The organism is Citrobacter sp. Cpo103, assembly GCF_030332605.1.
Classification (GTDB): Bacteria; Pseudomonadota; Gammaproteobacteria; order Enterobacterales; family Enterobacteriaceae; genus Citrobacter; species Citrobacter portucalensis.
On record NZ_JAOWHO010000035.1, the window covers coordinates 1247721 to 1271730 of the forward strand.

The 24010-nt window shown below is 50.0% G+C and carries 21 protein-coding genes and 1 other RNA gene; 7 read left to right on the plus strand and 15 right to left on the minus strand.

Going from position 1 to position 24010, the window contains the following annotated elements; translation table 11 throughout:
• Window positions 1-2: 2 nt before the first annotated feature.
• The 5 genes from fadK to OGX89_RS22645 all read right to left on the minus strand — a co-directional run bounded on the left by fadK (window position 3) and on the right by OGX89_RS22645 (window position 5080).
• On the minus strand, window positions 3-1640 hold the full coding sequence (gene fadK, locus OGX89_RS22625) for a medium-chain fatty-acid--CoA ligase (RefSeq protein ID WP_003832607.1): 1638 nt from the start codon (window positions 1638-1640) through the stop codon (window positions 3-5).
• Between the two features lie 82 nt (window positions 1641-1722).
• Window positions 1723-2016: a ferredoxin family protein gene (locus OGX89_RS22630; protein WP_003832609.1), complete on the minus strand. Its 294-nt coding sequence runs from the start codon at window positions 2014-2016 to the stop codon at window positions 1723-1725.
• On the minus strand, window positions 2013-3302 hold the full coding sequence (locus OGX89_RS22635) for an FAD-dependent oxidoreductase (RefSeq protein WP_003832610.1): 1290 nt from the start codon (window positions 3300-3302) through the stop codon (window positions 2013-2015). Before OGX89_RS22635 ends, OGX89_RS22630 begins: the two co-directional genes overlap by 4 nt.
• A 56-nt stretch (window positions 3303-3358) precedes the next feature.
• A complete protein-coding gene (locus tag OGX89_RS22640) occupies window positions 3359-4294 on the minus strand; it encodes an electron transfer flavoprotein subunit alpha (RefSeq protein WP_003832612.1) in 936 nt (311 codons plus the stop codon).
• Between the two features lie 21 nt (window positions 4295-4315).
• The gene (locus OGX89_RS22645; protein WP_003832614.1) at window positions 4316-5080 is read right to left on the minus strand and encodes an electron transfer flavoprotein; all 765 of its coding nucleotides are present in this window, start codon (window positions 5078-5080) and stop codon (window positions 4316-4318) included.
• Window positions 5081-5586: 506 nt separating this feature from the next.
• On the opposite strand from OGX89_RS22645, the gene OGX89_RS22650 reads away from it, so the two are divergent.
• The gene (locus OGX89_RS22650) at window positions 5587-6477 is read left to right on the plus strand and encodes an AraC family transcriptional regulator (protein ID WP_126956229.1); all 891 of its coding nucleotides are present in this window, start codon (window positions 5587-5589) and stop codon (window positions 6475-6477) included.
• A gap of 54 nt (window positions 6478-6531) precedes the next feature.
• On the opposite strand, the gene OGX89_RS22655 is transcribed toward OGX89_RS22650, so the two are convergent.
• The 9 genes from OGX89_RS22655 to ydiK all read right to left on the minus strand — a co-directional run bounded on the left by OGX89_RS22655 (window position 6532) and on the right by ydiK (window position 15790).
• A complete protein-coding gene (locus tag OGX89_RS22655; protein ID WP_003832619.1) occupies window positions 6532-7683 on the minus strand; it encodes an acyl-CoA dehydrogenase in 1152 nt (383 codons plus the stop codon).
• Between the two features lie 13 nt (window positions 7684-7696).
• Window positions 7697-9292, minus strand: a complete 1596-nt coding sequence (locus tag OGX89_RS22660) for an acyl CoA:acetate/3-ketoacid CoA transferase (RefSeq protein WP_003832621.1) — start codon at window positions 9290-9292, stop codon at window positions 7697-7699.
• A gap of 155 nt (window positions 9293-9447) precedes the next feature.
• On the minus strand, window positions 9448-10206 hold the full coding sequence (gene aroD / locus OGX89_RS22665) for a type I 3-dehydroquinate dehydratase (RefSeq protein WP_003832623.1): 759 nt from the start codon (window positions 10204-10206) through the stop codon (window positions 9448-9450).
• A gap of 36 nt (window positions 10207-10242) precedes the next feature.
• Entirely contained in the window at window positions 10243-11109 is an 867-nt protein-coding gene (gene ydiB, locus OGX89_RS22670; RefSeq protein ID WP_063941508.1) for a quinate/shikimate dehydrogenase, read from the minus strand.
• Window positions 11110-11130: 21 nt separating this feature from the next.
• A complete protein-coding gene (locus OGX89_RS22675; protein ID WP_003832627.1) occupies window positions 11131-12366 on the minus strand; it encodes an MFS transporter in 1236 nt (411 codons plus the stop codon).
• Window positions 12367-12606: 240 nt separating this feature from the next.
• Window positions 12607-13827: an MFS transporter gene (locus OGX89_RS22680; RefSeq protein WP_003832629.1), complete on the minus strand. Its 1221-nt coding sequence runs from the start codon at window positions 13825-13827 to the stop codon at window positions 12607-12609.
• A gap of 48 nt (window positions 13828-13875) precedes the next feature.
• On the minus strand, window positions 13876-14232 hold the full coding sequence (locus OGX89_RS22685; protein ID WP_126956230.1) for a YdiL family protein: 357 nt from the start codon (window positions 14230-14232) through the stop codon (window positions 13876-13878).
• 157 nt (window positions 14233-14389) lie between these two features.
• An RNA gene (gene rprA / locus OGX89_RS22690) (antisense sRNA RprA) lies at window positions 14390-14497 on the minus strand.
• A gap of 183 nt (window positions 14498-14680) precedes the next feature.
• Window positions 14681-15790 (minus strand): AI-2E family transporter YdiK, encoded by a 1110-nt coding sequence (ydiK, locus tag OGX89_RS22695; RefSeq protein ID WP_003832632.1) that lies wholly within the window; start codon window positions 15788-15790, stop codon window positions 14681-14683.
• A gap of 213 nt (window positions 15791-16003) precedes the next feature.
• Between ydiK and ydiJ the strand changes: the two genes are divergently transcribed.
• The 3 genes from ydiJ to OGX89_RS22710 all read left to right on the plus strand — a co-directional run bounded on the left by ydiJ (window position 16004) and on the right by OGX89_RS22710 (window position 19733).
• Window positions 16004-19060, plus strand: coding sequence for a D-2-hydroxyglutarate dehydrogenase YdiJ (gene ydiJ / locus OGX89_RS22700; protein ID WP_063941510.1), 3057 nt, complete (start codon window positions 16004-16006; stop codon window positions 19058-19060).
• A complete protein-coding gene (menI, locus tag OGX89_RS22705; RefSeq protein ID WP_003832637.1) occupies window positions 19057-19467 on the plus strand; it encodes a 1,4-dihydroxy-2-naphthoyl-CoA hydrolase in 411 nt (136 codons plus the stop codon). The genes ydiJ and menI overlap by 4 nt, the downstream gene beginning before the upstream one ends.
• Before the next feature lie 77 nt (window positions 19468-19544).
• Complete coding sequence (locus OGX89_RS22710) at window positions 19545-19733, plus strand: YdiH family protein (protein WP_003030540.1); 189 nt, start codon at window positions 19545-19547, stop codon at window positions 19731-19733.
• A gap of 67 nt (window positions 19734-19800) precedes the next feature.
• On the opposite strand, the gene OGX89_RS22715 is transcribed toward OGX89_RS22710, so the two are convergent.
• A complete protein-coding gene (locus tag OGX89_RS22715; RefSeq protein WP_126956232.1) occupies window positions 19801-20652 on the minus strand; it encodes a Vmh family MBL fold metallo-hydrolase in 852 nt (283 codons plus the stop codon).
• Between the two features lie 122 nt (window positions 20653-20774).
• Between OGX89_RS22715 and OGX89_RS22720 the strand changes: the two genes are divergently transcribed.
• The 3 genes from OGX89_RS22720 to sufB all read left to right on the plus strand — a co-directional run bounded on the left by OGX89_RS22720 (window position 20775) and on the right by sufB (window position 24003).
• Entirely contained in the window at window positions 20775-21650 is an 876-nt protein-coding gene (locus OGX89_RS22720; protein ID WP_126318289.1) for a LysR family transcriptional regulator, read from the plus strand.
• Between the two features lie 488 nt (window positions 21651-22138).
• The gene (gene sufA / locus OGX89_RS22725; RefSeq protein WP_003832645.1) at window positions 22139-22507 is read left to right on the plus strand and encodes a Fe-S cluster assembly scaffold SufA; all 369 of its coding nucleotides are present in this window, start codon (window positions 22139-22141) and stop codon (window positions 22505-22507) included.
• An 8-nt stretch (window positions 22508-22515) separates the two neighbouring features.
• A complete protein-coding gene (gene sufB, locus OGX89_RS22730; RefSeq protein ID WP_286561172.1) occupies window positions 22516-24003 on the plus strand; it encodes a Fe-S cluster assembly protein SufB in 1488 nt (495 codons plus the stop codon).
• Window positions 24004-24010: the final 7 nt, after the last annotated feature.

The following is a 24010-nucleotide window of genomic DNA, read 5'->3' on the forward strand; positions in this document are numbered from 1 at the left end:
CTTTATCCTGTAATACTCTCCACGCTCAAACGCTGAATAATATCCTGACGAAGCTGGTATTTTTGTACTTTACCGGACGCCGTGCGCGGTAATTTCTCCACGATCACAATGTGCTCAGGGTATTTGTACTTTGCCACCCGCTTGCGGCTAAAAAAGGCCACCACTGATTCCAGCGACAACGAATGATGCGGAGGTTTTAGGACCACGTAAGCACACGACCTTTCACCTAAGCGTTCGTCCGGCATCGCGACAACACAAGCATCGTGAATGCGAGGATGCTGCAATAAAATATCCTCAACTTCGCGGCTGCTGATGTTTTCTCCACCACGGACAATGATATCTTTTTTCCGCCCGGTGATTTTGATGTACCCCGCATCGTCCATTCGGCATAAGTCGCCGCTGTAATACCAGCCGTCTTGATCCAGCGCGCGGGCGGTGAGTTCGGGTTCATCGAGGTAGCCCATAAACACATTGGGACCACGCGAAGCTTCTTCACCTTCTACCCCCGCGGGCAACGTATTGCGCGCTTCATCGACGACTTTAATTTCAACGCCTGCAGCGGCATATCCGTCCGTATTCATCATGCGAGAAAGCGAATCGTCGAGATTGACCAGCGCATGTGGTGAACTCTCAGTCGAGCCATAAATGCTTAATAATTTTATGCCGAGCTGCTGGCAGTCATGGGCAATCTTCTGGGGAATGGTTGTGCCCCCACATAAGAAAAAGCGTAGTGATGAGATATCGCTTGACCGCTTTTCCATGCTACACAACATGTCGTAGACGAAGGGTGTTGCGCCGAGCACACAGGTACAGCGCTGTTGCTCCAGCAGATCAAGACAGGCGGTTGGGGTGAAAATATCTAACAATACGCTGCGTGCGCCGATTAAAAACGGTGCGGTAACGCCATGCAGAAAACCGGTAGCATGTCCCAGTGGTGCGGGCATCAAAAACACATCCTGCCAGGTGAGATTGAGGCGGGCACAGTAGGCACGCTCGCTGGCAAGGATGTTGTTGTGGGTCAGCATTACGCCTTTTGGCATTCCCTCGGTACCGGAGGTAAACAACACCGCCGCCAATTCATCGGCGTGAACATTAATCGTCTGGGTTAAAGGCGGAGCTAAAAGCAGTTGACTGAGCGCCAGCGAGGTAGTTGCCGGAGCCAGTTTATCCACGGCAACGATCTGTTGCAGATGCGGCAACTGGTTTTGTAAGGGGAGGATCAGATCGACCGGTCGGGTCTGTTTAAACAGTGTCGGTGCGAAAAAAATCTTCGCTTTACACTTATTCAGCACCCATACCAGCTCTGCTTCACGCCACGCTGGCAGCAGCGGTACGGAAACGGCCCCGGTTTTCAGGCAGGCCAGGTAGATAATCGTAAACTCGCACCAGCCCGGTAACTGGAAGGCAATGCGATCGCCGGGTTGAATACCGCAGGCTAAAAACCAGGTTGCCAGACTGCTGGCCGCGCTGTCGAGTGCAGCATAGGTGTATGAAGCGCCATGGTTATCAACCACGGCGATTTTATCTGGCATGGCTCTGGCAGTTTGGTTCCAGTAATCGCCAAGCGAAGCATCTCCCCATAAACCCTGTTGCCGCCAGACTTCGCGACGTTCGGCGTTAAACGTTAGTGTGATACTCATGAAGTTATTCCCAGGATGATTTCGGCATACATCTGACCGGATGGCCGGCGTGGCCGATCCGGTGTACTACAGGCAAAATCCATTAGCCGTAGCGAAAATCAACGCCAAATGTTCCGACCGGATATTCCCATTGGTCGAGGATCGTGTCGCCGCACAGTACTCGACACGTTCCGCACTCCAGGCAACCAGCAGAATCAAAATGAATGTTTCCACTCTCATCCTGCTTATACAGCCCGGCGGGGCAGGCTTTCAGCAGCTTGCGAAATTCATTAAGGTCTGGATGTTCGGCCAGGATAATGTGCGGGTGGCCTTCATCGACATTGAATTTATTGACGCCCAGTTTGACGTCAACGTTAACGGTATTGTCCTGATTCATAGTGCAGTTGCCCCCTTGATACCGTCTTTCAGTAAGTTCATCAGCCCGATTTGTTTTGCGTGGGACATAATCATCTTGCGAACCGGTTGATTTGGACGTCCGTCAACGGTGAACATATCGCTCATGATGTCGGCCACCATACGCGGATACTGGGTGAACAGCCGTGGGTTTTCCATTAGCGCCGGGATCTTGCGAAAATGCTGTAAATCACGCATTACACAGCCCTGTTCGAGCGCGCGCTTGTAGTCCATCAGGCTGTTGGCAGAGAAATCCTGGCGTTCTTTTGCTGCAATGGCTGTTTGGGCAGCGGCTTCTGCGGAAGCGATGGCCAAATCCATACCTCGCACCGTGAAACCCAGGTTCAAACAGAAACCGGCGGCATCGCCCACGATCATCACACCGTCATCGACCAGCTTTGGAACCATTGCCAGACCGCCTTCCGGAACCATATGCGCGGAATATTCCAGTAGTTCTCCACCGGCAATCAATGGCCGAATAGTTGGATGTTGCTTAAAGTCTTCCAGCATTTGTGGAATACTTTTTGTGGCATGAGCAATATCCCCCAGACCACACACCAGACCCAGAGAGATGGAGTCCTGGTTGGTATACAAAAATCCGCCTCCCATCAACCCATCAGACGGTGAGCCTGCAAACAGCCAGGCCGCGCCTTCATTACCTGAAAGATTGAAGCGATCTGCAATGACCGCTGGAGGTAAGCCGATCAGCTCTTTTACGCCAACGGCATAGTGATGTGCAGAAGAGGGCGGAACCATCCCCAGGGAACGCCCCAGCATAGAGTTGACGCCATCGGCAAGGATGACAATATTGGCTTCCAGGATATCGTCGCCGGCCTGAACTCCGGTAACCTTATTTCCTTCGCGGATCAGGGCATCGACGCGCACGCCGGGAATGAACTGCACGCCAGCTTGTTCCGCTTTTTCCATTAGCCATGGGTCAAGTCTGTTGCGCAAAACGGTATACGAATCCTGCGTTGGTGCGTCAGCCTTTTCACGATGAAAGTCGAGAGTGACGGCGCTTTCTTCGGTCAGAAAGGAGATTTTTTCGCGGGTGACTTTACGCTCGAGCGGCGCTTCCTGCGCGAACCCCGGCATGATGCGCTCAAGACTATGTGCATAGAGTCTTCCGCCGGTCATATTTTTACTACCTGCACTGTTTCCGCGCTCGATGACCAGCACGTCCAGTCCGGCCTGAGCCATCACGTAGCCTGCAACCGTACCCGCCACGCCAGCACCGACCACAATGGCATCAAATTTTTCATCTGACATGCTTTATGCTCCCTTCCCGCTGCGAGGGCAGCGGGATATGTGCGTTAAAAGTGGGGTTAGCGGCTGAGATGCTCGATAAGAGCCGGAACGACTTTGTAGATGTCGCCGACCAGTCCGTAATCGGCGTAATTGAAAATAGGGGCTTTCTTATCTTTGTTGATGGCGACAATGACTTTCGCGCCGTTACCGCCGACCATATGCTGAATTTGTCCTGAAATGCCGAGGGTGAGGTAAAGGTCCGATTTCAGTAACACGCCAGAAACGCCGATGTAGCGTTCGCGTTCCATCCAGTTTTCGCCTTCGGCAATCGGTCGTGAACAACCCACTTCTGCACCCAGTACAGATGCCAACTGGTGCACCATCTCCAGATCGTTTTGCGCAACCAGGCCGCGGCCCACACCCACCACACGTTTGGCTTTGCTGAGATCCACACTGCTCACGGATTTGGCGCGACGTTCCTGGCACATAATTTCATGGTGCGGTGCGATGTAAGGTGCAGAGACAACAGGGCAGGTATGTGAAGCATTAGCCTCTACCGGTTCAAGTACGCCTGGGGCAAGAGTGATAATTGCCTGAGTTGTTTTGATTTTTTCTTTGCCGAATGCCAGGCCACCGTACATACGGTGTTCTGCGAACAGTGAGCCATCATCAAGCGTTACCGACGTGGCGTCATTTACCATCGCTGCATTGAGTTGAATACTTAACCGTGCACCAAGGGATTTAGCGCGTTTAGTAGCTGGCATCAGCAATAGCCCGGTATTTTCTTGTATCAGGGCGGCGATGGTCTCGGCAAAATTTTCAACACGCTGTAAACCAGACGTTGTTTCAAGCACGACAATCTCATCGGCACCCAGAGGTTTAACCTGATTGGCCTGTTCGTTGCCTTGTACAATAAGGTGTACCTGTTCACCCCACAGGCGTGCGCCGGACATTAATTCTGCATAGCGTTCTACGTTATCGCTGAACACCCATACGTTAGCTAATTTACTCATGATAATTTCTCTCCGTTGGGCTTAGTTCAGGGCTTTTTTCAGATGTTCAGCCAGCTCGGCGATGGCTTCTGCTGAGTCATTTTCCAGAATGATGTGCTTACGTTCTGTTTGTGGCGGAACGGTGAGGCTCACCAGTTCTGCTAACGGTGAGGCAGGTGTCCAGCCAATATCGCTGGCTTGCCACGGTGTGACCGGTTTTTTACCTGCGCCCAGAATGGCTTTCATCGAGGGAATACGTGGCGTGTTGATATCCGAGGTTACGCACAGCACGGCGGGGAGCGACAGTTCAATCACTTCAACTTCGTCTTCCAGCGTACGTTCAACCACAATGCGATCGCCGTTACGTTGGATGTTGCTGACGGCGTTAATCACCGGAAGTTGTAAGAGTTCGCCAACCAGTAAGCCAACCTGCTGGGCGTAGATGTCTCCAGACCCTTCGCCGAACAGCATCAGGTCGAATTCAATGTTTTTGGCCGCGCAGGCCAGCGCCTGAGCCGTGTCTCGCGGTAATGAATGCTCCAGTTGGGGATCCTGCACCATAAACAAACTGTCCGGCCCGCGGGACAGTACGTCTTTACGCACTTTGGAGTTTTGCAGTAGCGAGCCGCCAACCGTTAAGGCGACAATTTCATCACCTTCCGCACTAAGTTGCGTCGCGGCCTCTATTGCATTCAAATCAAACTGACTGATTTTGGCATCGGCCCGGTCAAAGTTAAGCGAACGTTGTGGGGTAACAACAATGTCCTGTTCTTCAGGCACCAACTTAAAGCAGGTTATTAGTTTCATGGCATCTCCAGTGATTCTCGTGTGGATGATGACGGGGAGTGCCATCATCAACAGTAGGGAAAATTGACTGAAAATAGTGTGCGGCAGAGGGAGACTGTTTTCGACGGGGCAATCTGTTTTCATTCCCAACAATCTTGCAAAAAAAAGGACTTTAGGAATGCTGAGTTTATGAACGTAAAGAAGACGTCGGGTGTTAAAGTGATAAACATGGAAATAAAATCGAGGCGCTTTTTTGAGAAATGGATCATATTTTTATGCGATTCTGCACGCACTTTGTTTCTGGTGTGTAAATTATTATTGCTGACTTAATAACATTTATACTTTCCTATTATTTTAAAATAAAAACAATTTGCACGAGCAGCGTGCTGGAGTTGGAGGTGTCATCTTGCAGACGACGCAAATAATTTTGTTTCGCCTTGACAGAATAACGTTGTATAACGTCATCATCGTTTTTACTTTTCGATATTAATTATCCGCAAAATAACTGCCTTTCGGTGGAGGTTGTCATGTATCAACGCTGTTTTGATAATGCCATGGAGACCCTTTTTGAACAGGGGAAAACCCCGAGATTTTCGCGATTCGTCATCAGTGATGATCCTAACTGGGAGTCGGGCCATCATGTTCATGACAATGAAACAGAGCTTATCTATGTAAAAAAGGGTGTCGCAAGACTAATTATCGACTCTTCGCTGTATGTCGCGCATGCGGGTGATATCGTGGTGATAGAACAAGGGCGGTTACATGCGGTTGCTTCAGATAGCAGCGCACCTGCAACCACTTACACCTGTGCGCTCTACGGCTTTCGTTTCAACGACTGGCAGGAGAACCAACTCTTGCAGATGCACTCGTGTCCGGTTATTAGCGTCAGCCAGGGCAAAGAGGTTATTAAAAGTATCTTTAATGAACTGAGTGTTATGCTCCCGCAGAGCAAGAATAACCTGACGTCTTCCGCTTATGACGCCTTCGCTTATGCATTAACCGTTTTATATTACGAAAACTTTAAAAATGCTTATCGTTCTGAGCAGGGATATATTAAAAAAGATATTTTAATTAAAGATGTGTTGGTTTATTTAAATAACAATTTCCGAGAGAAAATTACGCTGGAACAGTTGTCTAAGAAATTTCGTGCCAGCGTGAGCTATATCTGTCACGAGTTTACTAAGGAGTATCGTATTTCGCCGATTAATTATGTGATTCAGCGGCGAATGACAGAGGCAAAATTTGCCCTGACGAATACGGAGTCCTCGTTGGCAGAAATTTCCTGGCGGGTAGGGTATGAAAACGTCGATCACTTTGCCAAACTCTTTCAGCGGCATGTGGGTTGTACCCCCAGCGATTATCGTAAGCAGTTTAAAAATAACCTTGTAGAACAGGAATGTCTGATGCCAGAAATATGATTCACCTGGCACGTGCCGGATAACGCATTTGCGCTATCCGGCAAGTATTACTGCTTACTTATTCTGATAATCTTTCAGGATTTGGCGACCCGCGACGTAAATCATGATTTCATCTGTACCACCGCCAATGCGTTCACAGCGGACATCACGCCAGAAGCGGGAAACGCGTGCTTCGTCGGTGTAACCCAGCCCACCCATAATCTGAATGGCGTCATCAATCACTTCCATTGCAGTACGTGCACAATACAGTTTTGCCAGCGCTGCACTGGTGCGCAGAGACTGTTCCTGATCGGCCTGCCAGGCGACTTTTAACACCATATTGCGCATGTTATCGATTTTAATCGCCATCAGCGCCAGTTTTTCCTGGATCATCTGATTGTGACCAATTGGCTTACCGAATGCGATGCGCTGGTTGGCGTAACGGGCGGCATCTTCGAAGGCGCATTCAGCAAAACCGGTACTGCGCGCAGCGTTGATCAAACGTTCCATCTCGAAGTTGTACATGACGTTGAGGAAACCCATGCCTTCCTCTCCGACCATATCACTTTCATCCACTTCAACGTCATCAAGATAGACTTCGCATGTGCTGAGCATATGCCAACCGATTTTGTGCAGCGGATTAACCTTAATGCCGGGTTTCTTCGAATCGACCCACCACAGCGTAAAGGCTTTTTTCGGATCTTTTGGTTCTGGATCGCGGGCCAGTACCAGCATATATGGATACTCTTTCGCGCCGGTGATAAAGGTTTTCTGCCCGTTGAGATAGACCTTACCGTTTTTGCGAGTGTAACTGGTGGTCGCGCTGTTGTTGTCGGAACCCGCTCCCGGTTCGGTTAATGCCAGCGCATACGCTGGATCGCCAGTTTCCATGGTGCTTTCTGCGGTCTTACGCAGCTGTTCGGCGGATCCAAAACGACGCATACTGTGAATGCACTGACCGTTAGTGATCAAAAAAGCGGGTGCGCCGCATTTTGAAACTTCCATCAGCGCCAGCATCTGTGTGACGTAATCCGCCGGGATGCCACCAAACTCTTCCGGAACGCCCAGCATCGAAATACCGTTGTCCGCCAGGGCACGCATAAACTCTTTCGGGTAGGTCGCCGTCTGATCACAGGTACGGAAATATTCTTCCGGGAAATTGCTGGTAATCAGTTCTCGAATACTGGCAAGTAGCAGTTCTTGTTCTTCAGTTAAAGAAAAGTCCATCATGGTACTCCTTTTAATTGGCGGCGTCGGGTAATACAAAACCCATCGAGGCATCGATAAATAATCTTTCGTCCATCAACTTCAGATTTGGCGAAATAATTGGCGTGAAATCCATCTTGTCCAGGATGTCTTCCTGTAAAGAGACTCCCGGTGCAATTTCGATTAAATGAAGACCATCTGCTTTTAACGTAAATACAGCGCGCTCAGTGATGTAACGCACATCAAGTCCACGTTCGAGAGCAATTTTTCCGCTGAAAGTCACTTCAGGTAATTCGTTGACGAATTTTTTCACCCGACCTTCCTGCACAATATTTAACTTGCCATCGGCAACTTCCGTTTTCAGACTTCCGGCAGTTAACGTGCCGCAGAAAATAATTTTTTTGGAGGTGGCGCTAATATCGATAAAACCGCCGGTACCCATGATTTTGCCATTGAATTTATGTACGCCGACGTTGCCGTGGCGATCCACTTCGGCAAAACTTAAATAGCACACATCCAGCCCGCCACCGTGATAGAAGTCAAACTGGGAGGTCATATCCAGAATGGCGCGGGTGTTGACGTTGGCACCGAAAGCAATACCTTGAGAGGTGATGCCGCCAATCGGACCCGTTTCGACTGTCAGAATAAAATCGTCAGCACAGCCTTCTTCGCGCGCGACGAGACCAATGCCATCCGCAATGCCTACACCAACGTTGCCGACCGCACCTTTGCGCATTTCAAACAGGGCGCGTCGGGCCACCAGTTTACGCTGATTGAGCGGCAGGGAAGTTTGCTGGTTGTCATCAAGAACAAAATCGCCAGAGATAAAGCGGTTAACCGGCGCGCCACCGTACAGTTGCGTTTGGTCGGGGTCGATGACCACAATATCGACCAGATAGCCTGGAATACGTACCGACTTCGGATGCAACGTGGCTTTCTTCACCATTTTTTGCACCTGCATCATAACAATGCCGCCGTTATTGTGTACGGCCTGGGCAATCACCAGCGCATCGAGATACATAACTTCATCTTCAAAGGTGGCGTAACCTTCACTGTCACAGGTGGTGGCGCGAATAAAGGCGATGTTTGGCGCAATGGCTTTGTAATACAGGTACTCTTTGTTATCAATTTCCACCAATTTGATCAGATCTTCGGTGGTCACTTCATTCAGCTTACCGCCCTGTTGGCGAGGATCAACAAATGTACCGATGCCGATATCACTGAGGATACCTGGCTGGTGAGCCGCCGATGCACGCAGGGTTTGGGTTAATACACCCTGAGGATAGTTATAGGCAGCAATTTTATTTTGTTCCGCCAGGTCGGAGATTCGTGGTGATTGTCCCCAGTGTCCGCATAATGCCCATTTGACTAAGCCTTCCTGTGCCAGCGGGCTAATTCCCCGGTCGGCACGGTCACCCAAGCCTGTAGGACTAATCAACGCTAAATTTCGTGGTGACTGAGAGTTTTTATATTTTTCAGCCAGTGCATTAATTAATGTTGTTGCTTCGAGAATACCCCCGCCTGCACCTAATACACAAAGAGTTGCTTCATCAGGAATATAATTGACTGCATCTGCAGCGGATAATACGGGTACCCGACCATCTATACGATTTGGTCTTGAAAATTTCATGTGAACTCCAGATTATATGCGTGCGTCTACCTGTCGCTATATTCGACAATAATATTGTGAGTTATATAATAACGCTTAATTACTGGCCAGATATCCGTGGTTAGACGAATATCTGGGGTAGGGCATTACTGATATTTATATGGATATATCTGTAATTAAGCCTGATGCAATATTGTCAATACAGTACGCAGGTCGGTGACCGAAATTTGTCCTGGTGCGGAGGCTTTTTTTACTGCCCCAAAGGTTGCCGCTGAACCGAAAATCTCACCAGACAGACGTGAAATCACCCCTGTTTTAGCCATCGACATGGTAATTATCGGGCGATCGGCATAGCGTTCTTGCATTTCCAGCGTGGCACTAAGCAGCGTCAGAACATCCGCTTTATTTTGCGGCATCAAGGCAATTTTCGGGATATCTGCGCCCAGTTCCTGCATTTTACGCAAGCGCTGAACAATCTCTTCCGCGGCTGGTGTCTTATGAAAATCGTGATTGGACATAATCACAAAGACATTTTTCGCGTGCGCATGCTCGACGGTCGCTTTGACCAGTTCGTCTCCGGTAAACAGTTCCAGATCGATCATATCCACCAGACCGCTGTCTACTGCCGCGCGGTTAAGTGCAATATAGTGCTCAACAGACAGAGCCTGTTCACCGCCTTCTTTGGCGCTACGGAAGGTGAAAAGCAGTGGTTTGTCAGCCATCACATCGCGGATGGTGCGCGCAGCTTCCAACACCGCCTCAATGGAAGAGACATCGGTGAAATGGTCTACGCGCCATTCCAGAATGTCGAAATCCGCTTCGCGATAGGCCAGCGCTTCGCTTTTTACCGTTGCGATGTCTTTACCCATCAGCGAGACAATGATCTTCGGCGCACCCTCGCCAATAACGAGGTTTCTTACGGTTACGGTTTTCATTGATTACCCTTTAACTATTGTACAAATGCTTGCCCGTCAGGCGGCAAAACCCATAACCTGTTTCACATAATCCAGTGGGAAATCTTTCCCGGTCCAGAGCTTGAACTGTTCAGCCCCTTGCCACAACAACATGCCGTAACCATCAATTGTTTTGCAACCAGCATTTTGTGCCTGCTGCAATAATTTGGTCATATGCGGGTTGTAGACGCATTCGGTTACCAGCAGTTCCGGACGCAGCAGGGAAGCGTCGGTCACGAGAGATTCATTTTCCAGCGGCTTCATGCCGACTTTAGTGCCGTTGGTCAAAATATCTGCGCTGGCAAGTGCGTCAGCAAAAGCTTGGCGATCGGCGAGATCGATAACGGTGACCACGCAGTCGGTGTTTTCATTGACGCGTTTGGCAAACTCCTGCGCTTTGGTAAAAAATTCATCCTGGCGGTTAAAGAGTTTAATTTCTTTGATGCCTTCAATCGCTGCCTGTGCACCAATGGCCGTCGACGCACCGCCTGCGCCCAACAGTACCATGGTTTTACCTTTGATATCGAAACCACTTTCCTTAATTGCACGAATATGGCCCGTGCCATCGGTATTGTAACCACGCAGGTAACCATCATCATTGACGATAGTGTTAATTGCGCCGACCAGCTTGGCTGCAGGTGTTAATTCATCAACATATTCACATGCCAGCTGCTTGTTCGGCATTGAGACCCCGGTACCCCGCATCTTTAAGGCCTTCAGCCCGGCAATGGCATTAGCAAACGTTGAGTTATCGACTTCAAACGCCATGTAAGTGAATGGCAATCCCGCTTTTTCTAATGCCTTATTTTGCATTTCAGGCGACAGACTGTGTCTGATAGGGTAGGCCATCAAACCAATCAGTTCATATTTTGCAGTTACGTCCATTTGATACTCCTTCTAAACAATTTATTGAAAATAACGCTCGCCCAACCGCACATCATTTTTGGGGATATCAAATACGCGGTAGTAACGAATAAAGACGATGATGGCGGTGACAAAAGCCAACAGAGCAAATGCAAGGTCCAGCAAAATAATGTATTGCAGACCAATGTTAGAGAGGTATCCGGTGATTAATGGGATAATAAAGTTAGCTACGCCACCCATCATCATATAAATACTGGTGACTTTGGCTTTGCTCCTGGGAAAGAACTCCGACATCACCGAGACACCGAGCTGTAAAATACCGCCAGCGGCAGAGAATCCAATGAGAAATGAACCTGCGTTACATACCAACGGAGATGGGTATAAATAGATGACGGCTGCGGTGATGGTTGCCAGTCCGGCGTTAAATACATTCGCCCAAATAGGCCGTACCCATTTTTTCAACAGTGCGGCAAAGATAAATACGCAGACCAACGAACCCATACTGTAGTAAGAGATTGTTTTCAGGGCGTCGGATTCTGCCATACCGGCAAAGGCCATCGCATATTTCGGCATCCAGACTACGATGACGTAAAAAGTCGAAAAGGCAGCAACACCAAACATGACGGATGCCACACCTTCCAGCCAGACCAACGGTTTACTGTTCATCTGTGGCAGATCTTTCGCGATGCCAGCATCCACCATCTGGCTGGGGAAACGACTTTTTAGCAGCATCAGGGTAATGACTACAAACAACGCACCCGGGATAATGACCGCATAACCGTACCAGATATGGTTGAGCAGCATGGTGCTGACGACGATGGGATAGATCATCTGCCCAAACGAGACCATAGCTTTTACCAGGATAACGGCTGAGCCAGAGGCTTTAGGGAAGCATTCCATTAACGCCGGGTACCCACCGGTATCCAGTGCCGAGTTTGCCACGCCAACGCAAACGGCCAGAATAAAGGCAATCATCAGATTAGGGCTGGCGGGAATACCGAAGAAGAACAGTATATAAAGAATCGCCCCTAACAGAATGATAGCCCGACGACCAAATTTATCTGAGAGCACGCCAAAGAATAAGATGCTCACCAGTCGCCCCAGACCAATGCCTGAAATCAAATAGGCAATTCCTGCATTGTCGGTGGAAAACTTTTCTGCAAGAGAGGTCATATTTTGCGCCAGTGTTATGACGCTAATACCGTGTAGGAAATAACTTAAATAAATACAGGTTATCGCCAAAAGAAATGGCGTATTAAAGGTCTTGCTTTGAGACATTTTCACAACTCCTTGCGGATTTTAAAATTGTTCTGTGCTCGTCGATATTGTTTAAATTGCGGCGACCTTGCAATTAATATACCGGGCGGCAGCCACAGAACCTACATAGCATGGCGTTTAAGTTACCAGGTATATTGCATAACACACTGTGAAATTGAACTCTGCCAGCCGGTGTTTTGCTGATGTTTTAAAATATATGCCAATTATTTTGCAGAAGGGGGGAACAATATTGCATCCACGCTATTCTACGGCTTGTATCATTTTTAGCTGATGCTTTGACGCGATGTGGCTGCGATAACCAATAAACAACGCCAACAGGAACCCGACAGCAGCTATGCCAGTATCAAACCACATGATGTGAGCAATACTGGTTTCTGATAGTTTTGCTGTTATCAATGGAATGGTGAAGGTCGCAATGCTGCCCGCGCTATAGTAAATCCCGGTCGCTTTACCCTTCGCATGCGGAAAGCGTGCGGCCATAAGCGTTAAACCGATTTGCACAACGCCCCCGGCGGAAGAAAAACCGATGACAAACGCAAAGATAATGACCACGTAGGGTGTCGGATGCAGACAAACCATCAGCAGTGCGACAAATGAGATAAACGTATACAGCATCAGCATCGATGTCGCGCGTTCTGCTTTTCGCGCCAGCGGAGCGGTGATCAGCACACACAGTAGAGAGCCGCAGGTATAAATGCTTAACAGTTTGATAGATAACGTATAGGACATTCCGGCGACAAACTGTCCGTATTGCGCCAGCCACTGGCTTACCAGGTAAAATGTTGCCATTGCGATGTAGCCGTACAGGGTGTAACTGGCAAGGTCGAGCAGGGAGCAACGATGTTCAGGTTGTGCGGTTTCCCGTTCTGCAGGTTGAGCCCGGATGACGGTATGAGGCCCGGGGTGTGGCGGAAACCGACAGCGAAACAAAAATACGCCGTTGAGTACCATAACGGCTGCAGCCAGCAGGAAGGACCAGCCAAACCAAAGTTCGGCCCACACCAGCAGACTGATAATCATTGGCAGCAGGAATTGACCGCTGGAGACGAAGGCTTTTATCAAAATATTGGCCGTGCTGGGTGAGCGGGGGAACGCCTCCATCAGGCTGGGATAGGTTCCGGCATCGAGAAAACTGTTTGCCATTCCTGCTAAAAAACCAAAAGCATAGGCAAGAACAATACTGTGAGTATTTATGATGCCAATAAAGAAAATCAGGTAGCAGGTCATACCAAGGATAATAAATGGTCTGCGACCGTAGCGATCGGAAAGCATCCCTGCCACTAATAAAACGCTTAAGCGGCCGATACCGAGTGAGGAAATAACAATCGAGACGCCCGCAGCATTGGTTTGCCACTGTTGTTCCAGCGAAGACATATTGAGGCTCATCAGAATGACCCCCATGCCGTGAACCAGGTAATTTAGGTACAGCCCTATCGCAGTGGAGAAATAGGTGTTTTTCATAATGTGTTACTCAGCGAAGAGGCTAAATAGGTATGGCGTTGCAATCTCTTAACACATACGCTCGAGATCGTGAGCATAGAGTTCAACAGCAGCCGACTGATAGATTTTCCAGTCGAGAAAACCATCGTGGTGATAAACCGCCTGAAAAGCGTTCAGATCGGGGAAAAAACGCATGGTGTTATTACCGATACGGTTATTTATTTTGTCGATAATTGCATTAATTCTTAACTTCCTCCTGGCTTTCATTTCTGAACAAATGCGGATGATGTCGTCTGGAATTTCTCTTTCACCCTTTTCCCATTGTTGCCAGGCGGAAACATTGTCATCGCGCGCGATATACCTCGCGCTTTCTTCCACCGTCATAGCAAAAATATGGCGGATCGCCTGTAGCTCTAATGCGTTCATTATTTGGTCACTTCATAAAAGACGTTAGAATAGTAATAACATTGCTGTGGATATTTCGGCTTGAAGAGAGTCACAGTATTTTGTGCAATATTATTTGTTCCTTGACGGGGAAGATAATGTGTTGGTGCGTTAAGGTTGGTGGAGTGGCGCGCGAAGGATAAAAAAAAGCCCATCGTGGGAGATGGGCAAAGACTACACACAGCAATTCGTTGTTTCACTCAGGGGATTTCCATGCTTATAAATCAATGTGTTGATCTAAAGCCATGGGTTAATAGTAGGCATAGTGATTTTTTACGTCGATCAGATTCATCTCAATAGTTTAAAAACTGTAAAGGATTTGCGACACAAATGATTATTTTAAGAAAGACAAGGTTAGGTCTAATCCCGCAAGAGGGAGGATTGATTAGTATTGTTAAACAATCAGGCGGCGCTGCCGCCTGATGTTGGATTACTTATTGCGTTCGATTTCAGCAATTTCTTCGAGGATTTCATCCGGATTGGTACCTGGCGCAGGAGCTTCGTTTACCCAGGCGGAGAACAGACGCCAGGAAACGGCCAGTACCACTGGGCCGATAAACAGACCAATCATGCCGAAGGCAATCAGTCCACCGATGACCCCGGAGAGAATCAGGATCAGTGGCAAATCGGCACCCATACGAATCAGCATCGGTCGAATCACGTTATCCAGTGTTCCGACCACGCCGCTCCACACCAACAGCACGGTGCCCCAGGTGGAATCCCCCGTCCAGTATAGCCAGATAATGGCCGGAATCAGCACCGGCAACGGCCCCAGCTGCACCAGACAAGACAGGATCATCAATACCGCCAGCAGCGTGGCGTAAGGCACGCCGGTTACCGCCAGACCAATTCCCCCGAGCACTGCCTGCACCAGAGCGGTGACCACAACGCCTAATGCGACTGCGCGAATGGCTTGCGCGGCCAGCAAAATGGCAGCATCGCCACGTTTAGAGGCAAGACGGCAAGCGAAGTGACGAATACCTAATGCGACCTGTTCACCGCGCCAGTACAACAGGGCACTGAACAGCAGCATCAGACCACAGTGCATCATAAAGCGGCCGATATGCGCGGCCTGACCGACGAACCAGGTGGTGGTGGTACCGATATAAGGACGAACCTTGGCCATAATGGCCGAGCCGCCCATATCCAGTAAGCTGTGCCATGCGCCATACATTTTGGCACCCACCAGTGGAATGCTGTTCAACCATGCCAGATCCGGTAGCGTCATATCACCTGCGGTTACGGCATGGATTAGCGGCCCGCTGCCATCGACGATACTGTTAACCAGCAGCGCGATGGGGATGATGAACAACAGCACTAACAACAGCGTCATCACCAGTACGGCAAGTGAACGGCGTCCCCAGAGCAATTTTTGTAAGCGTAGCAGGATAGGCCAGGTCGCAATGACAATCGTGCCTGCCCAGGCAAAACCAAGGATAAAGGGCTGAACAATCCAGAGACAGGCCACAATCAGGATGGCTAAAAACAGCACCGATAGCAGCACTTGTGCAATATCCCTGGGCTGACGGAAATTTACCATAAATACTTTTCACCTTTGTCTTTGCGCCAGAACGTTGACGCGACGTGAATACTTAAATGACACCCTGTAATGATGAGCAATTTCAGCGGTTTTGAACAGGCGGATTCTGCCTGTAAATCTGCTGAGCGTATTAGAAAAAAATGTGATACAACAAACAAAGCAACACGCAAACGATTAAATTCACAACACAGACCGCAGGAAAGGGTCACTATAATGATTCCACAAATTTCTCAGGCGCCAGGTGTCGTTCAACTGGTGCTCAATTTTTTGCAGGCGCTGGAGCAGCAAGGATTCACGGGTGATACGGCAACGAGCTATGCCGATCGTCTGACAATGTCGACGGATAACAGTATTTATCAGCTGCTTCCTGATGCTGTCGTTTTCCCTCGTTCAACCGCAGATGTGGCGCTAATCGCCCGTCTGGCGGCAGAACCGCTTTTCTCGTCGTTGATTTTTACCCCACGCGGCGGCGGCACCGGGACCAACGGTCAGGCGCTGAATCAGGGCATTATTGTTGATATGTCCCGCTATATGAGCCGCATTATTGAAATCAACCCGCAAGAAGGTTGGGTGCGGGTAGAAGCCGGGGTGATAAAAGACCAGCTCAACCAGTTTCTGAAGCCATACGGCTATTTCTTTGCCCCCGAATTATCCACCAGTAACCGGGCAACGCTCGGCGGGATGATCAACACCGATGCGTCCGGGCAAGGATCGTTGGTTTACGGTAAAACTTCCGATCATGTGTTGGGCATCCGTGCGGTGCTGATGGGCGGTGATATTCTGGATACCCAGCCCATGCCGGTCGAGCTTGCCGAAATGCTGGGTAAAAGCAATACCACGATTGGCCGTATCTATAAGACCGTTTATGAGCGTTGTCGTGATAACCGACAGCTGATCATGGATAAATTCCCGAAACTTAATCGCTTCCTGACGGGTTACGATCTGCGGCACGTCTTTAACGATGAGATGACCGAATTTGATTTAACCCGCATTCTTACCGGCTCTGAAGGTACGCTGGCGTTTATCACCGAAGCCCGCCTTGATATCACGCCACTGCCCAAAGTCAGACAGTTGGTTAACGTTAAGTACGATTCGTTTGATTCGGCGTTGCGTAACGCGCCGGTGATGGTGGAAGCGCGCGCACTGTCGGTAGAAACCGTCGACTCCAAAGTACTCAATCTGGCGCGTGAAGACATCGTCTGGCACTCGGTAAGCGAACTGATTACCGATGTAGCGGATAAAGAGATGCTGGGCCTGAATATTGTCGAGTTTGCCGGTGACGACGAAACCTTGATTAATTCGCAAGTCAGCGCACTCTGCGAACGCCTGGATGGGTTAATCGCTCGTCAGGAAGCGGGCGTTATTGGCTGGCAGCTGTGTACCGAGCTGGCGGGTGTCGAACGTATTTACGCCATGCGTAAAAAGGCCGTCGGTCTGCTGGGCAATGCAAAAGGTTCAGCGAAGCCAATTCCATTTGCCGAGGATACCTGCGTTCCACCGGAGCATCTGGCTGACTATATTGCCGAGTTTCGCGCGCTGCTCGACAGCCATGGTCTGAGTTACGGCATGTTCGGCCACGTGGATGCTGGGGTGCTGCACGTCAGACCGGCGTTGGATATGTGCGACCCGCAGCAGGAAGTGCTGATGAAACGCATTTCTGATGATGTCGTCGCGCTGACGGCAAAATATGGCGGTCTGTTGTGGGGTGAGCACGGGAAAGGTTTCCGTGCGGAATACAGTCCGGCATTTTTCGGTGATGAACTGTATCGTGAACTGCGCAAAGTGAAATCGGTGTTTGATCCGCAAAACCGGCTCAATCCCGGCAAAATCTGTCCACCGGAAGACGTTGATGCGCCGATGATGAAAGTGGACGCGGTGAAACGCGGAACGTATGACCGTCAAATCCCGCTGGCCGTACGCCAGGAGTGGCGTGGGGCAATGGAGTGTAATGGCAACGGGTTATGCTTTAACTTCGATGCGAAAAGCCCCATGTGTCCGTCGATGAAAATCAGCCTTAACCGTATCCATTCTCCGAAAGGGCGAGCTACGCTGGTACGTGAATGGCTGCGTCTGTTGGCCGATCGCGGGATCGATCCTGTGCAACTGGAAAAAGAGCTACCGGAGAAACGCGCCAGTTTACGCACGCTGATTACCCGTACCCGCAACAGCTGGCATGCACGCAAGGGCGAATACGATTTCTCGCACGAAGTAAAAGAGGCGATGTCAGGGTGCCTGGCGTGTAAAGCCTGTTCCACACAGTGTCCGATTAAAATTGATGTGCCGGAGTTTCGCTCACGCTTCCTGCAGCTGTACCACACGCGTTATCTGCGCCCGTTGCGCGATCATATGGTGGCGACCGTTGAGAGCTATGCACCGCTAATGGCGCGGGCGCCTAAAACGTTTAACTTCTTCATCAATCAGCCGCTGGTGCGAAATCTGGCTAAAAAGCACATTGGAATGGTTGATTTACCGCTGTTGTCTGCGCCATCGCTGCAACGCCAACTGGTGGGACATCGTTCCGCCAATATGACGCTGGAACAGCTCGAATTACTCAGCCTCGAGCAAAAAGCCCGTACGGTGCTGGTGGTGCAGGACCCTTTCACCAGCTATTACGATGCGCAGGTGGTCGCTGATTTTATACGTCTGGTAGAAAAACTGGGTATGCAGCCGGTACTGCTGCCGTTTTCGCCAAATGGCAAGGCGCAGCACATTAAAGGCTTTTTAAACCGTTTTGCCAAAACGGCGAAAAAGACATCCGAGTTTCTTAACCGTGTAGCGAAGCTGAATATTCCGATGGTGGGAGTTGATCCGGCGCTGGTGCTTTGTTATCGCGATGAATACAAGCTGGTGCTGGGAGAACTGCGGGGTGATTTCCATGTGCTGCTGGCCAACGAATGGTTATCGAAAGCTGTGGAAACACAGCAGTCAGTCGCTGTTGGCGGTGAACCGTGGTACTTCTTTGGCCACTGTACCGAAGTGACGGCTTTGCCGGGCGCGCCTGCACAGTGGGCGACTATTTTTGCTCGCTTTGGCGCAAAGCTGGAGAACGTCAGCGTGGGATGCTGTGGTATGGCTGGCACCTACGGGCACGAAGTGAAAAATCACCAAAACTCATTGGGGATCTATGAGTTATCATGGCACCAGGCAATGCAACGATTGCCACGTAACCGTTGTCTGGCTACAGGGTACTCCTGTCGCAGCCAGGTTAAACGCGTTGAAGGTACGGGCGTTCGCCACCCATTACAGGCACTGCTGGAGATTATAGGATGATCTGGAAACGTGAAGTCACACTCGAGGCGCTTAATGCCATGGGTCAAGGAAATATGGTTGGGTTGCTCGATATTCGTTTTGTGCACATTGGCGACGATACGCTGGAAGCGACGATGCCGGTGGACCATCGCACCAAACAACCCTTTGGTTTGTTGCACGGCGGCGCATCCGTGGTGCTGGCGGAAAGTATTGGTTCGGTAGCGGGATACCTTTGTACTCAGGGTGAGCAGAAAGTGGTGGGCCTGGAGATCAACGCCAACCATATCCGTTCTGCACGGGAAGGGCACGTCAGGGGCGTATGTCGCGCGTTACATACTGGTTCTCGTCACCAGGTGTGGCAAATAGAAATATTCGATGAGCAGGGACGATTGTGCTGCACGTCGCGTCTGACGACCGCAATTTTGTGATGCATATTGCTTTTGGTCATTATCTGCACAGGGAATGGTGTTATACTGTGCAGGTTTTGAACACAAGCGAGGATGATATGTCTACCCAATTAGACCCGGCCCAACTGGCAATAGAGTTTTTACGTCGTGATAAAACCGATCTTTCACCGGCTCAGTACCTGAAAAGGCTGAAACAGCTTGAGCTGGAGTTTGCAGATCTGTTAGCACTCTCTTCAACTGAACTGAAAGAAGAGATCTATTTTGCCTGGCGCATGGGCGTTCATTGATTCCGGTATGCTTATCGTAACGAAACCCCGACATGCGTTCGGGGTTATTTTTTGCCTTAAATCTTCATTACCACTTCATCTCGCCACTGTTAACCTTCGCACTTAGTTCCAGCGAGCTTACGTCCGCCAGATCTGGCCATGCTGCCGTCATGGTTTTAATCACATAGTCCGATCCTTTCTTCGCCCCTAGCGCCTGCTCAAACGACTGCAAATAGTCCTGAGTGAAGCGGATCGCTTTATCGCCGGTTGGGCGTTCACCAATGTAATGACCCGGGACCACCTGAGTGGGCTGTAAGCTCTGCATTTCGCTCAGCACGCTACGCCATGCACTACGTTGTTGTTCAGACTGTGTATCCGCCGTCCAGACGTGAATACCTGAAGCCACGCCTGTGCCGCCAATAATGGCTCGATTCGCCGGGATCCAGATATACGCTGCATATTCGTTGGAGTGACGCAGTTCCAGCGTTTCGCCATCAACCGTGAACTGTGTTTGCGTAGTCGCCTGCGGAACGGTGAGCGATGTTGGCGCGCCGTCCTTCATTTGTGGGCCCCAGAATTGCAGCTTGGCCTCTTTGGTGGCGCGGATATGGTCTACCACCTGCGGCGTTGCCAGGACTTTTACCTGTGGGAAGGCTTTGACGATGGGTTGCAGACCAAAATAGAAATCCGGATCGCCGGAAGTGATCACGATAGCCTTCAGCGTTTTACCGCTGGCGCGAATCATCTGAACCAACTGTTCGCCATCTTTGGTGCTGAACTGGGCGTCAAACAAAATCGCCTCTTTTGGGCCAGACACCAGCGTCGAAGAAACCGGGAAAATAGCCTTATCCTGTGGATTATAGACGTCCAGCTGTAGCGGCGCGGCGAAAGCTGAAGACGCAAACAGAGGTAACAGCAGAGCCAGAGTTTTAATTTTCATACCAGGTAACCTTGTGCAGGAAATTGTCTTTTGATAGTTCCCGTATTTTAAGGCAATTCGGATCTGTTAGAATTCCCTCATTAGGACATGCTGAGTTTCATAAAACGATCGGATGGGATGCAATGGACAGAGTGATGGCGGCAACGGTATTCAACCATATCTGTGATTTGGGCAGTCTGAGCGCTGCCGCGCGTGCGCTGGGGCTTTCCCGTCCGATGGTCAGTCGTTACCTCGACGAGATGGAAAAATGGGCAGGTGCAAGGCTTATCCATCGCTCATCGCGTCGCTTGACGATCACGCCAGCGGGTGAAGAGGCATTACTGAAGACGCGTTCTCTGGCGCAACTTTCGCTGGACATAGGTGCCGCCAGTGGAGCGCAAATTCCCTCCGGCACGCTACGTGTGGCCTGCGCCCATTTTACTGCCATGCATATTCTTGCTCCGGTTCTGCCGTCGTTTATGGAGCAATATCCGCAATTACGTATTGAGGTGGAGATCAATAATCAACCGGTAAGCCTTGTGGGGGAACGCATCGATGTGGCGATCCGCATAACGGAAAATCCCGAGCCAGGAACCATCGCCCGTCGGTTGGGCGACTGTAAATCGGTACTTTGCGCGTCCGCAGATTATTTGCATCAACATGGCACGCCTGAGACAATCGACGATCTCACACGGCACAATTGCCTTTACTACAGCGGTTTTGCCGGACAATCCTGGCACTTTGTGGATGCTCAGGGGCAGTCTGTCTCCGTTGCAATCAAAGGGAATTTGAGTGCAGGGATCTCTTCGCTGCTCTGCGAGTCGGCGGTGTCAGGAATGGGGATCGCGTTGGTGCCAGAGCTGGAGGCGCAGGAAGGGCTGGCGCAGGGAAAGCTAATTCGATTACTGCCAGAACTTCAACCTAAATGCCTGCCGATTTATGGTTTATACCTTTCACGTGAACATCAACCCGCAGGGCTACGCCTGCTGCTGGACACGCTCAGTGAGGCACAGTGTTAAATATGTGATTGAACGCGTTTATAAAAGAGTCAAACCGCAATTAGTGTTAAAAAAAACTAATCAGTGTATGAGATTCTTCTTATCGCCCCTTCAAGAGCTAAGCCAATATGAGTGCCGGAGATAAGCGCCGGATGGGGCCGGAACCCTTAAGCCTGCCAACAAGCAGACTTAAGGGTTTTTTGTTGCTTGTTTATTATTTGAATTGTTTTTCCCTACCTTCATCCCCACCTATCCCTTAAATAGACATTTTCTATACATCTTTTGTCATTTGACCTGACTGAACGATTGGATTTCCATAATCCATTATTAATCAATGCATTGAACAAAATAATCCATCCCTGTAAACCCTCGCTGCAGGGTCTATGCTTAGTAAAAGTAGCCAAAAAGGGCGATTAACCCGAATGCCCCTGCTGTTGAGGGGTTGAAGTGATAATCATTATCACTAACATGATGTTATAGCTTTAAAGCTAGTGACTCGAGGTAACCCTATGGAATTGCATTCAGGAACATTTAACCCGGACGATTTTGCCTGGCGTGGACTGACGTTAACGCCAGCGGCTGCGGCGCATATCCGTGAGCTGGTGGCAAAGCAACCTGACATGTTGGGCGTACGGTTAGGCGTGAAGCAAACAGGGTGCGCGGGATTCGGCTACGTGCTGGATACCGTCCGCCAACCTGAAAAAGACGATCTGCTGTTTGAAACGGAGGGCGCCAGACTTTATGTGCCGTTGCAGGCGATGCCGTTCATTGACGGCACAGAAGTCGATTTCGTTCGCGAAGGATTAAACCAGTTATTTAAATTTCATAACCCGAAAGCCCAGAACGAATGCGGCTGTGGCGAAAGTTTTGGGGTATAGGCGGTACTATGTCTCGTAATACTGAAGCAACTGACGATGTCAACACCTGGGCTGGCGGGCACCTTAATTACAAAGAGGGCTTCTTCACCCAACTGCAAACCGATGAGCTGGCAAAAGGGATCAATGAAGATGTCGTGCGCGCGATTTCGGCAAAACGAAATGAACCCGACTGGATGCTGGAATTTCGCCTGAATGCCTTTAAAGCGTGGCTGACCATGGAAGAACCACACTGGCTTAAAGCGCATTACGACAAACTGAATTATCAGGAGTACAGCTATTACTCCGCACCTTCCTGCGGTAACTGCGATGAAACCTGTGCTTCTGAACCGGGAGCGGTACAGCAAACGGGCGCGAATGCATTTTTAAGCAAAGAGGTTGAGGACGCATTCGAACAGCTTGGCGTGCCGGTACGTGAAGGCAAAGAAGTGGCGGTTGATGCTATTTTCGACTCGGTATCGGTAGCGACCACCTATCGCGACAAACTGGCGGAGCAGGGCATTATTTTCTGTTCGTTCGGTGAGGCCATTCACGATCATCCTGAGCTGGTAAAACAGTACCTGGGCACGGTTGTCCCCGGCAATGACAATTTCTTTGCCGCGCTGAATGCGGCGGTGGCATCTGACGGCACGTTTATTTATGTACCGAAAGGCGTGCGTTGCCCAATGGAGCTGTCGACCTATTTCCGTATCAATGCGGAAAAAACCGGGCAGTTTGAACGCACCATTCTGGTTGCGGATGAGGGCAGCTACGTCAGCTATATCGAAGGTTGTTCAGCCCCGGTGCGCGACAGTTACCAACTACACGCGGCGGTGGTGGAAGTCATCATCCACAAAGATGCCGAAGTGAAATACTCCACGGTGCAAAACTGGTTTCCCGGTGATGGCAATACGGGCGGTATTTTGAATTTCGTCACCAAGCGCGCACTCTGCGAAGGCGAAAACAGCAAAATGTCGTGGACGCAGTCGGAGACCGGCTCGGCCATTACCTGGAAATACCCAAGCTGCATTTTGCGTGGCGACAACTCGATCGGCGAATTCTACTCAGTCGCGCTGACCAGTGGACATCAGCAGGCCGATACCGGCACCAAAATGATCCACATTGGCAAACACACCAAATCGACCATTATCTCGAAAGGGATCTCCGCCGGACACAGTCAGAACAGTTATCGCGGCTTAGTGAAAATCATGCCGACCGCTACTAACGCCCGCAACTTTACCCAATGCGACTCGATGTTGATCGGTGCGGATTGCGGGGCACACACCTTCCCGTATGTGGAGTGTCGTAACAATAGCGCCCAGCTTGAACATGAAGCCACCACGTCGCGTATTGGTGAAGACCAGTTGTTTTACTGCCTGCAGCGCGGCATCAGTGAAGAGGATGCCATTTCTATGATCGTGAATGGTTTCTGTAAAGACGTGTTCTCTGAACTGCCGCTGGAGTTTGCCGTGGAAGCGCAAAAACTTCTCGCCATAAGTCTTGAGCACAGCGTCGGTTAAATTTTAA

Excerpts from the sequence above, each read along its gene's own strand:
- fadK (WP_003832607.1), bottom strand. The coding sequence starts at position 1,640 with ATGAGTATCACACTAACGTTTAACGCCGAACGTCGCGAAGTCTGGCGG.
- OGX89_RS22630 (WP_003832609.1), bottom strand. The coding sequence starts at position 2,016 with ATGAATCAGGACAATACCGTTAACGTTGACGTCAAACTGGGCGTCAAT.
- OGX89_RS22635 (WP_003832610.1), bottom strand. The coding sequence starts at position 3,302 with ATGTCAGATGAAAAATTTGATGCCATTGTGGTCGGTGCTGGCGTGGCG.
- OGX89_RS22640 (WP_003832612.1), bottom strand. The coding sequence starts at position 4,294 with ATGAGTAAATTAGCTAACGTATGGGTGTTCAGCGATAACGTAGAACGC.
- OGX89_RS22645 (WP_003832614.1), bottom strand. The coding sequence starts at position 5,080 with ATGAAACTAATAACCTGCTTTAAGTTGGTGCCTGAAGAACAGGACATT.
- OGX89_RS22650 (WP_126956229.1), top strand. The coding sequence starts at position 5,587 with ATGTATCAACGCTGTTTTGATAATGCCATGGAGACCCTTTTTGAACAG.
- OGX89_RS22655 (WP_003832619.1), bottom strand. The coding sequence starts at position 7,683 with ATGGACTTTTCTTTAACTGAAGAACAAGAACTGCTACTTGCCAGTATT.
- OGX89_RS22660 (WP_003832621.1), bottom strand. The coding sequence starts at position 9,292 with ATGAAATTTTCAAGACCAAATCGTATAGATGGTCGGGTACCCGTATTA.
- aroD (WP_003832623.1), bottom strand. The coding sequence starts at position 10,206 with ATGAAAACCGTAACCGTAAGAAACCTCGTTATTGGCGAGGGTGCGCCG.
- ydiB (WP_063941508.1), bottom strand. The coding sequence starts at position 11,109 with ATGGACGTAACTGCAAAATATGAACTGATTGGTTTGATGGCCTACCCT.
- OGX89_RS22675 (WP_003832627.1), bottom strand. The coding sequence starts at position 12,366 with ATGTCTCAAAGCAAGACCTTTAATACGCCATTTCTTTTGGCGATAACC.
- OGX89_RS22680 (WP_003832629.1), bottom strand. The coding sequence starts at position 13,827 with ATGAAAAACACCTATTTCTCCACTGCGATAGGGCTGTACCTAAATTAC.
- OGX89_RS22685 (WP_126956230.1), bottom strand. The coding sequence starts at position 14,232 with ATGAACGCATTAGAGCTACAGGCGATCCGCCATATTTTTGCTATGACG.
- ydiK (WP_003832632.1), bottom strand. The coding sequence starts at position 15,790 with ATGGTAAATTTCCGTCAGCCCAGGGATATTGCACAAGTGCTGCTATCG.
- ydiJ (WP_063941510.1), top strand. The coding sequence starts at position 16,004 with ATGATTCCACAAATTTCTCAGGCGCCAGGTGTCGTTCAACTGGTGCTC.
- menI (WP_003832637.1), top strand. The coding sequence starts at position 19,057 with ATGATCTGGAAACGTGAAGTCACACTCGAGGCGCTTAATGCCATGGGT.
- OGX89_RS22710 (WP_003030540.1), top strand. The coding sequence starts at position 19,545 with ATGTCTACCCAATTAGACCCGGCCCAACTGGCAATAGAGTTTTTACGT.
- OGX89_RS22715 (WP_126956232.1), bottom strand. The coding sequence starts at position 20,652 with ATGAAAATTAAAACTCTGGCTCTGCTGTTACCTCTGTTTGCGTCTTCA.
- OGX89_RS22720 (WP_126318289.1), top strand. The coding sequence starts at position 20,775 with ATGGACAGAGTGATGGCGGCAACGGTATTCAACCATATCTGTGATTTG.
- sufA (WP_003832645.1), top strand. The coding sequence starts at position 22,139 with ATGGAATTGCATTCAGGAACATTTAACCCGGACGATTTTGCCTGGCGT.
- sufB (WP_286561172.1), top strand. The coding sequence starts at position 22,516 with ATGTCTCGTAATACTGAAGCAACTGACGATGTCAACACCTGGGCTGGC.